Origin of the sequence: Aetokthonos hydrillicola CCALA 1050, assembly GCF_017591665.1 — a bacterium.
Taxonomy (GTDB): domain Bacteria; phylum Cyanobacteriota; class Cyanobacteriia; order Cyanobacteriales; family Nostocaceae; genus Aetokthonos; species Aetokthonos hydrillicola.
Window position 1 is genome coordinate 17,897 of the sequence record NZ_JAAKGC010000042.1, and the last position, 13,107, is coordinate 31,003.

The 13,107-nt window shown below is 38.6% G+C and carries 11 protein-coding genes and 1 pseudogene; 9 read left to right on the top strand and 3 right to left on the bottom strand.

Features of this window, described 5'->3' with window-relative positions:
• Positions 1–135: 135 nt before the first annotated feature.
• The 8 genes and pseudogenes from G4P69_RS20535 (at position 136) to G4P69_RS20570 (ending at position 8,853) form a co-directional block, all read left to right on the top strand.
• Entirely contained in the window at positions 136–882 is a 747-nt protein-coding gene (locus G4P69_RS20535) for a response regulator transcription factor (protein ID WP_208339163.1), read from the top strand.
• A gap of 205 nt (positions 883–1,087) precedes the next feature.
• Positions 1,088–1,507 (top strand): element excision factor XisH family protein, encoded by a 420-nt coding sequence (locus tag G4P69_RS20540; RefSeq protein WP_208339164.1) that lies wholly within the window; start codon positions 1,088–1,090, stop codon positions 1,505–1,507.
• The gene (locus tag G4P69_RS20545; protein WP_208339165.1) at positions 1,495–1,830 is read left to right on the top strand and encodes a XisI protein; all 336 of its coding nucleotides are present in this window, start codon (positions 1,495–1,497) and stop codon (positions 1,828–1,830) included. Before G4P69_RS20540 ends, G4P69_RS20545 begins: the two co-directional genes overlap by 13 nt.
• Positions 1,831–2,164: 334 nt before the next feature.
• Positions 2,165–2,260: pseudogene (locus G4P69_RS40480) on the top strand (DNA-binding response regulator); the annotation flags it as partial.
• Positions 2,261–2,908: 648 nt separating this feature from the next.
• A complete protein-coding gene (locus tag G4P69_RS20550) occupies positions 2,909–4,309 on the top strand; it encodes a hypothetical protein (protein WP_208339166.1) in 1,401 nt (466 codons plus the stop codon).
• A 347-nt stretch (positions 4,310–4,656) separates the two neighbouring features.
• Positions 4,657–6,249 (top strand): glycosyltransferase family 39 protein, encoded by a 1,593-nt coding sequence (locus G4P69_RS20555; RefSeq protein ID WP_208339167.1) that lies wholly within the window; start codon positions 4,657–4,659, stop codon positions 6,247–6,249.
• 275 nt (positions 6,250–6,524) lie between these two features.
• Positions 6,525–7,517 carry a DUF4380 domain-containing protein gene (locus G4P69_RS20560; protein ID WP_208351008.1) on the top strand — a complete coding sequence of 331 codons (993 nt, stop codon included), beginning with the start codon at positions 6,525–6,527 and terminating at the stop codon, positions 7,515–7,517.
• 223 nt (positions 7,518–7,740) lie between these two features.
• A complete protein-coding gene (locus tag G4P69_RS20570) occupies positions 7,741–8,853 on the top strand; it encodes an SMP-30/gluconolactonase/LRE family protein (protein ID WP_243902133.1) in 1,113 nt (370 codons plus the stop codon).
• A gap of 47 nt (positions 8,854–8,900) precedes the next feature.
• On the opposite strand, the gene G4P69_RS20575 is transcribed toward G4P69_RS20570, so the two are convergent.
• Together G4P69_RS20575 and G4P69_RS20580 are read right to left on the bottom strand one after the other, a co-directional pair.
• Positions 8,901–9,323, bottom strand: coding sequence for a hypothetical protein (locus G4P69_RS20575; protein ID WP_208339170.1), 423 nt, complete (start codon positions 9,321–9,323; stop codon positions 8,901–8,903).
• Positions 9,324–9,934: 611 nt separating this feature from the next.
• On the bottom strand, positions 9,935–10,687 hold the full coding sequence (locus G4P69_RS20580; RefSeq protein WP_208339171.1) for a choice-of-anchor K domain-containing protein: 753 nt from the start codon (positions 10,685–10,687) through the stop codon (positions 9,935–9,937).
• 310 nt (positions 10,688–10,997) lie between these two features.
• Between G4P69_RS20580 and G4P69_RS20585 the strand changes: the two genes are divergently transcribed.
• On the top strand, positions 10,998–11,420 hold the full coding sequence (locus G4P69_RS20585; protein WP_208339172.1) for an ester cyclase: 423 nt from the start codon (positions 10,998–11,000) through the stop codon (positions 11,418–11,420).
• 111 nt (positions 11,421–11,531) lie between these two features.
• Here the strand turns inward: G4P69_RS20585 and chlP are convergent, their stop codons facing one another.
• Positions 11,532–12,752 carry a geranylgeranyl reductase gene (chlP, locus tag G4P69_RS20590; RefSeq protein WP_208339173.1) on the bottom strand — a complete coding sequence of 407 codons (1,221 nt, stop codon included), beginning with the start codon at positions 12,750–12,752 and terminating at the stop codon, positions 11,532–11,534.
• Positions 12,753–13,107 lie beyond the last annotated feature (355 nt).

A 13,107-nucleotide genomic window follows, 5' to 3' on the forward strand; every position in this document is an offset into this window, starting at 1 on the left:
AGTCTTGTCTTGGTTTTACAACTAAATCTTAATCTTTATGTTATATTTTAGATATTTTTTATAATCAATGAAGCAATCTTTGTATCTACCAAAGGTTCTTCCTTATCCTTCACAAGCCGTCACATATCTTAAATAATGCCGAGGATTCTTGTCATAGACGACGACCCAGCGATTTCAGAACTCGTTGCCGTTAACCTAGAAATGGCTGGCTATGATGTTAGCCAGGCAGAAGACGGCATCAAAGGGCAAGCGTTGGCTCTCCAACTACAGCCGGATATGATTATTCTTGATCTGATGTTGCCTAAGGTAGATGGATTTACCGTATGCCAACGTCTACGTCGGGATGATCGCACCGCTGAAATTCCTGTACTAATGCTAACGGCTTTAAGCCAAACTCAAGACAAAGTGGAAGGTTTTAATGCTGGTGCAGACGATTACCTGACCAAACCATTTGAAGTCGAAGAAATGCTAGCAAGAGTGCGAGCGCTTTTGCGGCGTACCGATAGAATACCCCAAGCCGCAAAACACACTGAGATTCTCAATTATGGACCATTAACCTTAGTTCCAGAACGGTTTGAAGCTATATGGTTCGCTCACACAGTCAAGTTAACTCACTTAGAATTTGAGCTACTCCACTGCTTACTGCAACGACATGGTCAAACAGTCTCGCCTAGCGAAATCCTTAGAGAAGTCTGGGGATACGATCCTGATGATGACATAGAAACGATTCGAGTACATATTCGTCACCTACGAACTAAGCTAGAACCAGATCCACGTCATCCCCGCTACATCAAAACCGTATACGGTGCTGGATACTGTCTTGAACTTCCCAGCGCCCCTGCTTCAACTGAAGACGCTTCAACAGCAGGAGGAGTTGAATAACCTCTTAAACCGAAAACAGGATCTGACTTTTCACGACATGTGGAAAAATCGGAGGGAAATCGGAATTGGACTTCCCTAAACCCTCCAAGCGAATCATAAAAAACTCCATCCCCTTGTGGGTGGAGTTCTTTATTTCTGGGTCAATTTCTGCAAAGAAATAGCACAATAAACGGTAAAATAACTATACCTATGAGTGATTTGCGATATGTCCGCACGGGATATTTATCATGATGTCGTGAAGACTGCACTGATCAAAGATGGCTGGAAGGTGACGGCTGATCCATTGACATTGAAATTTTCGACGCGCTACAAATTGCAGATTGATTTGGCAGCTGAGGCTTTGGTTGCGGCAGAAAAGGACAATCAGTTCATCGCTGTAGAGGTGAAGAGTTTTCTAGCACCTTCAACCATTTCAGAATTTCATGCGGCGCTTGGACAGTTTATTAATTATCGGATTGCATTGCGATTGAAACAGCCAGAACGGGTGCTGTATTTGGCGGTGCCACTGTTTACCTACGAAGAGTTTTTTCCAGAAGAGGTCGTCCGAATAAGCATTGAGGAAAATTCAGTGAAGTTGCTAATTTTTGATCCAGATTTACAGGAGGTTGTGCAATGGATAAGCTAGAACAATACCGGGTTTGGATTAAGCGGATTTTGACGGAGCATAGTCGGTTGAAGTCTTCCTATGGCGAGATTGAGGAAGTTGTGTTCTTTGATGATGAGCGCGATCACTATCAGTTGTTCAGTGTGGGTTGGGAGAATCGGCGACGGGTGTTTGGTTGTACGATTCATATCGATATTATTGAAGGGAAGATTTGGATTCAGTATGACGGGACGGAAGTAGGAGTAGCGAATGAATTAGTGGAATTGGGGGTGCCTAAGGGGGAGATTGTGTTAGCGTATCAGCCTGTGAGTGGGCGGAAGTTAACAGAGTTTGCAGCGGGGTGATGGGTTGGCTCGCGCTTGGCTTGGTGAGACGAAAACAGCCGAATTATAAATTTGAACCTGTCGTATATTCATTTCCTGAATGGGCAAAGGATAAACCTGCACTTTGGAGAGTTATACCTAAATAGTCATCAAGGACAAATTTGGAGTGGAGTACTCAAGACGATAAAAAATTTACATAAAATCTGGTAACGAAATATACCATATCCGCCTCAAAATCCCTGGGTACAGCTATAGATTATTACTCCAAATAAGAGTGGTGCGTTAACGTAGTTTAATGCACTATTAATACCGTTTCTATACTGTTTGATAAAAGTCAAAAGAAAAAGAAAGTAAATTGGTAGAAGTTCCAGAACGGTTTGAAGCTATATGGTTCGCTCACACAGTCAAGTTAACTCACTGTTTAAATGTGGATCCTGTTTTCTGTTGCTTGACCAATAGTTCTTGTAAAGAATTACAGTTTTTTTAAGACGTTAAATTTCAGTCAAGGCGGAAACAGAAAAATCCTTTTGTTATGTTGATAGCACTACACTTTAAAAGTAATTAAAAACTTGCTCTAATTTCACGTCAGAATGTGACCAAAGTGTACTAAAGTAATTCTTACCAGATGAAGAGAAAGTTCTTGATGAAGGTTAAAAGCTTGCTATTATTCTGCTTGGGATTCCTACTGACAGCATTTTCCTGTGTATCAGTAACCGCAAATCTCCCAACCAGAGTTACAGTTACCAAAACTAATTACCAAGGCTGGGAAGATTCTTATATTAGTACATGTGTACGCTGCGTAAGCCCTAAATTGTTACAGAGGGCTGACCAATAAAAAAAAGGGATGCAAGCCCCTTGATTTATTTATGGGGTTGTTACTTTTGAACGCCAGATTCCTACGGAGGGAGACCCTCACTTCGACAAGCTCAGTGCACACACAGCCTGCAGAACTGGCTCCTTTTAACTTGCAACACAGCGTCTCCGTAAGGAGAACCAACTGACCCTGGTATGATTCATTCTGATTAACAGAATCGAAGTATCCAGGTTGCTCTGGTTTTGCAAAAATTCTGGAAGGTTAGAGAAATTCGAGTTCTGGTTTATGAAAAAGAGTTGGCAAATATTTTTATTCTTTTTGTTGTTATTCGTTGTATTAACAATTCCATTAGTAGACAGTTGGAATGACAAATCTAGAATGGCAACAATTCAATCACTAGTTGAACATGGTACTTTTGCAATTGATAATTCTCAATTTTTAGGCACCGGTGACAAATACTTTTATCAAGGCCATTTTTATTCTGACAAACCTCCAATACTAGCAATGTACGGCTCAGTTTACTATTTTTTTCTGAAAATATTTGGTATAACTTTCAGCCAGTATAAAAACCTAACATACTATTTCTTGACACTATTAACAGTTGGAGTTTCAACATGTGTTGGTATGGTTTATTTCTACAAAATTCTCAATCTATTAAAAATAGAAGAGAAGTGGGCTGATGTAGTTGTACTAGTTACCGGTGCAGGAACTCTTTTGCTACCGTACTCAACGGTGTTTAATAACCATACTGTTTCTGGAGTTCTTTTGTTGATAGGTTTTTATTGCTTACTCAAAATAAAAATACAAAAAAGCCTGAAAGATGCATTTTTTATAGGTTTTATAGTTACATTGGCAGGTAGTATTGATATAACTACTTTTTTGTTTCTTCCTTTTTTCACTATTGCTTTTTTCAATAAGCAGATAAAATCAAAACTCGCCTTTATCCTTGGTTGTGTTCCAGTGGTGTTTGTTTATTTTGGGCTAAACATATATACTTCAGGTAGTCTAATACCCCCGGCAATGAATAAAGCTTTATGGAACTATCCAGGATCATATTTTGGGGAAAATAGCCTTTCTGGTGTAGCACATTTTTCTGACATTCCAAGTCTACTTAACTACGCTTATCATATGCTGTTAGGTAACCGGGGTTTAATTAGCTACACACCTATTCTAATATTTTCTTTTTATGGTTTCGTCAAGTTGCTCTTCAATCGAGAGTTTAAATACCGTAAAGAATATGTCTTAATGTTTGTAGCATCATGCAGCTATGTGCTGTTATACATTTTTCGCTCCAATAATTTCAGCGGATGGGCTTATGGAGTCAGATGGTATGCTGACCTGATGTTCCTTTTGTGTTTACCAATAGCACATATATATTATGAGATACATAACTTAAAGGCTGTCAGAATATTATTTTTTATAACAGCATCTATCTCCATTTTGGTTTCTTTTGTAGGTGCGATTTATCCGTTCACAGCAGCAGAAGTGCCTACTTCTAGCTCATTTCTCAATGCTTTTATTTATTATGTACTTGAAGCTAATCAATATATACCTGAAGGTGATATTAGAATTTTATTTAAACAGAGATTTATTATGATTACAATTGTAGCTTCATTCATCTTAGTCAAATTTATTTACAATTATAGAAAATTCATTAAAAGCTCTATAAAGACAATAAATCCATAAATTAGGAATAAACCAAATTTCCAGAATTCACGGGTGTAAGGATCGTCGCCCAATCATTATCTATACTGTGTGTGTTGGTTAGAGAATCATGTATTGTTAAGTATCAAAAAATATCAATATTAAGCGCGGTCACTCTTTTAGGAAAACTTTTTGGTTCACTGTGAATGTTAGTGTAATATAAAACTATGTTTTAGAAATAACCTATGAAGGCTAAAAGCTTGCTATTACTCTGCTGGGGATGCCGACTGACAGCATTTTGCTGTTTAGCAGTAAGCGCATTTATCCCGTTGCTACCCAGAAACTACTTGCATCAATAATACCATTTTGTAAGAGAAAGAGTAATGAGAATGTTGTATTTCAGTAAAAAAAATTACAATTATACGATATTATTCGTCATAATATTAGCAATTTGTGTTCGGTTACTAGGGCTTGATAAGGGAATATGGGGAGACGAAGACTTTTCCATAGCAATGATTTCTAACAAAAGTCTTTGGCAAATGCTTCAAGACTTAAGAACTGACACTCACCCACCTTTACATTATATATTTCTTTACTTATGGAGTAAAATAAGTCATAGAGAAGAATTTCTGAGATGTCTGGCATTAATTTTTGATTTAGGCACATTAATATTAGTAGTTAAATGGTTAGAGAAATATTCTTATTTAGCTGGTATTCTAGGGGGAATATTTTGGGCAACAACACCAATGTCTCTAAGATTTTCTCAGGAAATACGCTCTTACTCATTACTTGTTTTCGCTACAGCATTGGTATTTTTCTTTGCGTCGCGTTTAATAGATAAACCAGAAAAAAGCTCAGGATACATTGGTTTAGCATTCAGCTTAACAGTAGCTGTATCTACCCATTTGGTGGGAATTATGCTATTGGCTCCTATATGTGTATTTATTTTATTAATGAAAAAAGAGAAAAGAATTCATTTTTGCAAAGCTGTGATGGCATTGTCTATTCCAGTAATTGTATTTTTATTTTTCGATTTATTTTATCTTTTTCAGTTATCAAATCACACAGCCTACTGGTGGATGCCTAAAGTTTCTTTTCAGTTAATTCTTTCTAACATCGATTATGTTTTAGGATTTTCATCTTTAAATTTACCAAGTTATTTAGATCATATTAATGAGTTCATAATTTTTGGTTTCTTTAGTATTTTAGTAGCTTTTGGAGCATGGCAACGGAATTTTCCTTTTCTGATAACTGTCATAATTTATTGGTTAGAGGTTATTATCTATTCAATTGTTAAGACTCCAATATTTTGGTATAGAAATTTACTGCCTAGTCTAATACCATTAATCGGTTTCATTGTCTTGCAAATTACAACAATACAGAAAAAAAAGATAAAAATAGCATGTCTTATTGTGTTTATGACTTTCAGTTTAATTTTTCTTCAAAACTGGATAACTAATCAAGCATGGAAACCAATAGAAGATTTTAAACCAGTTGCTCAATTAGTCCAATCAAGATGGCAGAAAAGGGATTTAATTTTGTTTTATCCAGGCTACATTACCCACCAAATTGTACATTACTTTACCGAATTACCTTCTGAGTCTATCATTGAAGTCACCCCTGGTAATGACCTGAAGGAAGTTCAATTAGAAATTAACCAAAAAGTAGCTACAATAAATGAGATGTTGATACGAAATAATAATATTTACTTAATTATTCGGGTTGATTTACTAGTACCTAAAGAATTAGAAAAATATTCTCAGTTATTAGAGATTATTAAATCAAAACTAAAAAGAACATTAGAATTAAATGTTTTTTTGATTATTAGTCATGATTTAACGATAGTTAGAGACTTTGAGACAGTTCCCAAAATGTTAAACATTTTAGAGTCTAAATTTGGAAAACCATCATCCTATAAGGACTTCAAGTCTTATATAGAATCACACTACAAATTACCTTCCCAAAACATATCCTATAGCTGAATCAAATTGATTGTTAGCTCAGCGTTCTTTTATTAAAGCGGCGAGTTCCACCGCTTTAATGAGAATACCATACACGGCGAGCGCCTAACATTCGGTTAAAATCCCTAGAATCACACCATTGAGAGGGTTCGGGAGAATTCATTCATAGGTATTGACTTTAAACTGTCCCTATCAAAATAAAGGGTTATCAATAAAAAACTGAGTCTAGTTTCACATCAGCCTATTACTAGATTGTAGTAAAGTGATTATTATCCAATGAAGAGAAAGCGTTTTTGATGAAGGCTAAAAGCTTGCTACTATCCTGTTTGGGATTCTTACTCACAGCATTTTGCTGTTTAGCAGTAAGCGCAAATATCCCGCTAAAAATTACAGTTATCAAAACCAATTACCAGCATTGGCAAGAGTCCTATATTTTAAGTAACGGTCAAGTAGAAGCGGTTATAGTTCCAAAAGTTGGACGGATAATGCAGTTTCGCTTCAAAAATGGCGAAAATACATTCTGGGAAAATACCCAGCTGTATGGTAAATTACCTAACGTTAAATTCGAAGAATCGGGTTATTTTAATTCTGGGGGTGATAAAACTTGGCCCGCGCCCCAATCTGAATGGAAAACAATCACTGGACGAAGTTGGCCTCCACCAGATACATTTGATTCTGTATCAGTCACAGCAGGAGTTAATCGCAACGGGGTAACGCTGGTTTCTCCTACTGATCCGTTTTATGGCATTCGTGTATACCGTAAAATTACTCTTGAAGCAGGGAAACCTGTAATGGAAGTTATAACGACTTACGAAAAAGTCAACGGTAAGTCACAAGATGTTTCTGTATGGACGGTTACACAGTTAGGTGAGCCAGTTGCAGTTTACGCAGCACTACCCGAACCGTCGATTTTACCTGAGGGGTATAATAAGCAATCTGAATATTTACCGGCGAAATTAAAGGTAGACAAAGGCTTATTGTCTTTGAGACGCGATCGCACTAAATCTCACAAGATAGGTTGCGATGCTAGTACATTATTATGGATAGGCGAAAAAGTCGCAGTTCGCATTGACTCACCAAGAGTACCTGGAGCGAGTTATCCTGACAACAATAGTAGTGCTGAGATTTATACAAACTCAGACCCCACAGCTTACGTAGAATTAGAATTCCTCAGTCCCCTAAAAACACTACGAGTTGGTGAAAAAATCAGCCTTACGACTACATACACTTTAATTCCTCGCACAACTACCAACATTGAGCAAGAAGCTAGGAAAATCCTGGGAATATAATTAACCTATTGATTGCTGCTATCATAAACTGCTTGAATAAATAATACCAATTCTCTATGGGGTGGTGCTATTTTTTTCTATGAAAAGACGTTACATTTTATCGAAGAAGTTAATCTTGGTATCAAAGGTGCGAATTATGGATGGGGAAATCGCGAACGAACTTGGGTTGTAAAGAAGAGTAACGAGAAAGTTCTATATCCATTACCTAAAGATGATGCTAAGTATGGTTACACATATCCTGTTGCTCAATATGCACACCACATTCCACCTAACTACTCAGGATTTTATGGAATTGCGATCGCAGGAACTCAGATTCTTTGATGGCAAAAGAGATGCTTCTTTTCTAGAAATTATTGGCAGTGAACGTTCCGACGTTCGCTTTGGAGTTGATGAAGAAGGAGAAATCTATCTTACAACCAAGAGTGACGGGAAGGTAAGAAAACTGGTTGCATCACCACAATCAACTCATAGCCAAAACCCCGATAGGATACAAGCTATTATTGACAGTAACGCCAAGGTAGAAAAGTTGAAGAGTGGATTTCAGTTTACAGAAGGACCTGTTTGGCATCCAGATGGTTTTTTGCTCTTCAGTGACATCCCAGCCGATACGATTTATAAATCCACAACTGATGGTAAGATTTCCGTATTTCGTCGTCCTGCGGGCAATCCCAACGGAAACACATTTGATAAGCAAGGACGGTTAATTACTGCTCAACATAACCGCCGCCTAGTCCGCATGGAAAAAAGCGGTCAAATAACTGTCTTGGCAGAACGCTATCAGGGTAAGCGCCTCAATAGCCCAAATGATGTTGTGGTTAAGTCCAATGGTAGTATTTATTTCACAGATCCGCCCTATGGTATCGGTAAAGAAAAGGAAGAACTTGGCTTTTACGGTATTTATAGTTTAAAACCAAATGGCACTCTAACCCTTCTGAACAAGGAGATGGTACGTCCCAATGGAATTGCTTTTTCGCCAGATGAGAAAAAGTTATACGTTGATGATTCCGAAAAATTAAATATTCGCGTCTTTGATGTTAAGCCAGATGGGACATTAGCTAACGGTAAAGTTTTCGCAGAGTTACCAGGACCTACAGATAAGGGTGTACCTGATGGTATGAAAGTGGATGTCAAAGGCAATATCTACTGTAGCGGTTCTGGAGGAGTCTGGATTTTTTCACCAACAGGTCAACTGTTAGGCAAGATTATGGTGCCAGAGGTAGTAACAAATTTAGCTTGGGGTGATCAAGACCATAAAACGCTTTACATAACAGCAAATAAGGGAATCTACCGTATCCGACTCAAAATTCCAGGGATAACAGTAGGAAGTAAAGAGTAAGTAATAAATACTACATGTTTTTTGACAAGAGTGTGATGTCTTAATTTTCAGTCTAAATCTAGTTTTGATGAGGCAATATCCACATCACCAACAATTGCTTGTTCTCCTTGTGAATTACCTTTACTATCTCTGACTTGTAGGGCTTTTCCTTTGTCATGTACCAAGCACTCTAGTACTATTTGGTAATGCCCTAATTTTAATCCAGACTCAGTTTTTAACCTATGGACATCTCGTACAACTATACCTGAAGAAATCTGATTTAGAGAAAAATAATCATTGAACAGGCTTGTCTGGGAAGATTGCTCTACTTGTCCTTTTTCATCACGCAGGCTCATGCTAATCTTTGATTTTGGTGGCAGTGGCTGCAAAAATTTCCAGTACAATGCAAGTACTAATTCTTCACCGGGGTTTATTCTAGAACTGATTATGTCATAACCTAGCAAGTCTACCTGTTTTCCGAAAGATAACATAGGAAAGTATCAGCTAACTTGTCTTCAAACAAAAATTTGAAAAATAAGGTGCCGCGAGACAGCCAAGACACTTCATCTACATTCAGTGGGACTGTTATCTCAAAGAAACGTAGCGAAAAAGAGATAAAAAAAATACTGATTAAAAGTGGAGAGAATTTTATTTTGGAAAAAATAGACAAATTTCTCATACTCGAAAGACGTACTTTTAAAGACTGAGCCCAGTTTTAGCTTGGGCAATAGGGGGTTTACCTTCTGCTATATAGAAATTAATACGGTAAATACTGTTTAATGCTGTAATATGCGTTTTATAATCTGGTAGTACTCGATAATATAACTATTTATTGCTTTGCAATACCTTTTACAATTTTTTAAAAATATTTCTTCACGGTAGGCTTAAACCTGCTGTGAGCATTCATCCCCTGTAAGTAAGACAGGACTGACATCGGTGCATACGTACCCAGTACTCAGGAGTTTTCTCCATATTTATTATAAAAGTCACAGGAAAAAGAAAGTAAATTGGTAGAAAGTCCCTGAATTTATATATTTGTCTTGAGAAGCTTAGCCTAAAACGTATGGCATCGGCGGTTTATCCTCTTAAGAATTTAGAGGATCTATGCATCACTTTTTACTTTTAAACGCTGTCTACGAGAAACAAGGTATATACCAAGCACACTCAAACCTATGATATGTGTAGGTTCAGGCACTTGTCGCCGTGATGAAACCTTAGTGATTTTGGCGAAAAGATTTGCTGTGGTTCTTTCTCCTTCAAGAACACGGAAATCGTTGACATTTGTTTTACCGTCGTCTTGGCTAAAGCCAATTAGCTCAAGAGTATATTGGCCGTCATCAAACGTGAAAGTGCTATTGCTAACATTTCGGGTTATCAAGACGTAATCGGCGTTATCTAACGGATTTGCTGATGTGTTAGGTGTATTAACTAAGTTAAAGTTAAAGTCAAAAACTTTGTTAACACTAACAGGGTCATTAAATGACACACGGAGATTTAAAGGTACACTGTTAACATTTGTACCTTCAGGAACTGTGCCATTAAAGTACGCTAACTGACCTACTTTGAACACAGAGTCTGTTTCTGTCGAAAAAGACTGTCCTGTAAAAGTAAGTTGATTGGGAGGTGTTCCAAAATTTGGATCATCTGGTATGGCTTGTCCCCAAGTAAAGGAATTGGTTCCCACCCCTGTATAAACTGGGTTAGTATTAATACTCCCAGCAGTAGGTGTTCCCCATCTACCAGCCGAACTCCCTGAAAAAGTTAGAGCTTGAGCTTGATTGGTGAATCCCAATGCTGTTACAGCTGTAACAGCAAGCGTAGACACAACAGCACTAAAAACTGAACTAAATTTCATCGAGCTAGGAGCTTTTTTAAAGTAATCACCTGTCTACCTTAGTAAATTTACTGAAAAATTGCCAATAGATATTATATTTTTTTAGGACAAACTTAGCAAGCGCGTTGGCGTTCGCGTAGCGTCTCGTAGAGAAGCCCACCGAAGGTATCGCCCTTGATTAAGTTGGAAGGCTTGATTTGCCTTATAGAGAGGAAAATTTACGAACTAAGTACTAAAATTCACTTCAGTCGCTATTTTCTCGTATCATTGAGGCGTGGGTCTAATAAAAAGAATATTTGGCTTGAGATCTTAAGGTTTAGGAGAAGCAGCAATGTCTTCCATCGAAGAAAATAAAAGAATTGCTCGACGTTGGCTAGAACTGATAACCGAGCATAAGATCGAAGAGATATGCTCTATGACAGCGCCGAATTGGAGAATACACGGTGCAGCACCAGGACTTCCCCCTGGTGCAGATGGAGTACGTAAATTATTTGAAGCAATTGGACCTATTGATCAGGAATGGACGATTGAAGACGTAATTGCTGAGGGTGATAAAGTTGTCGTACGTGCGACCAATACCTGTGTTCAAGAGAGTTTCCTCGGAATACCTGGTGGTGGTCAACGACAAACTTTTTCGGCGATGTTTATACACTGGATTGTTGATGGCAAGATAATTGAAACGTGGCGAAACGCTGATGATTTGGGGCGACTTATTCAACTAGGCGCGCGCATTGAGCCAGGTAGGTCTGAGTAGTAGTCTTGTTTATCAACACTAATAAATTAAGCAATGTACTGCAGGACAGGAAGCTACACCTGCACTACTAGATATTCCCTAGAAGGAGGCTCGCGCCTCCTTGTGACGTCTTTAGGGAGCAAGGGCGTTACCGCGAAGTAAACTACCAATAGTTTTGGCAGTGATTTTTAACTGGGTGATAGGGTTAGCTGGTACTACTGTTTTATAAAGGTAGCTATCAAAGGTTAGCTTTTGCACATCGCGGTCAGCACACATTTCCACGAAGGCTTCACGGGTAGCATCAGAACGGTAGAATACGGTTTGTAGAATGTCCAGAACTTTATAAGTGAGACCGTATTTCTTATCCCAGCGCTTGATATAGAGCTTGAGCTCAGATTCTGTGGGGATACGGGTACCACTGTTGGAGATTTCTACAATGGTTTCAGCGCACATTCTACCTGATTTAGCTGCGAAGTAAATACCTTCTCCAGAAGATTTGGTAACATATCCAGCAGCATCACCAACTAAAGCTACACGACCAACTACGCGACGAGGACGTGGATGTTCAGGAATTGGGTGAGCTTCTACTTTGATGATTTTACCACCAGCTAGTTTTTTAGCAGCACGAGCGCGAATACCCGCTTGCAGTTGTTTGATAGTGGCTTTATGAACTTGCATTGTGCCAGTACCCACAGCTACGTGATCGTATTTGGGGAAAACCCAAGCGTAGAAGTCGGTAGAAACGTCGTCGCCAACGTACATTTCGGCTAGGTCGTTGTAGTATAGCATTTTGTCTTCAGGGAGACGAATGCGTTCTTGGAAGGCGATCGCGTAATTGTAATCTCCTGCATCAATTTCTTTAGCAATGCGAGAGTTAGCGCCATCTGCACCAATAATGAGATCAACCTTTAAGGTTTTGGCAATACCTTGCGCTCCACCTTCTGTATGGTCTACGTAGTGGATGGTATACGGATCTGTCTTGTTTGTGGGAATATCAAGTTTATGAACGGTGGCGTTAATTAAATTTGCCCCTAGCTTTGAAGCGCGATCGCGTAGGAACCCATCAAGCACCTCGCGACGACACATACCAATATATTCTTCTTCATTGTCGAGATTAATATCCACCTCGCGATCAGAAGGCGAAATCATTTTCATCTTCCTCACCCGACGGTCTATAATATTTTGCGGCAAGTCGAATTCACTTACCATACACAAGGGAATTGCGCCGCCACAAGGTTTGGCATTGTCCAGCTTGCGTTCAAACAAAAAGGTTTCAATACCAGCTTTTGCCAGTGTTTCGGCAGCAGATGAACCAGCTGGTCCTGACCCAACAACAGCAACCCGTAGTGTCAAAGGTCTTCTCCCAATCTAAAAAATTTACCCAAAGCATCGTATCATGGACTTTTGGCTGATTTCTCGCTTGGACTCCCATTTTTGACACAAATGCAATATTCCTTAATATTTCGCTAAGAAAATTAGGTTTGCTATTTAAGCTTTTCTTTAGCTTTGCGGAAAATTCGCCTTATTGCCAACCCTACTTGCAACAGGGAGCTAGATTCTTTCCCCTCTCCCAATTCCCAAAGGGTTAGGGAAAGGGTCAATGGTTTGACAATCTGCCAAAACCATTGCTGACCAAAGCAACGCTCAATTTTGAAACCATCCTGCGATCATCTTGCTTAATATAATCAGCGAGCAAGATGCTCGCACT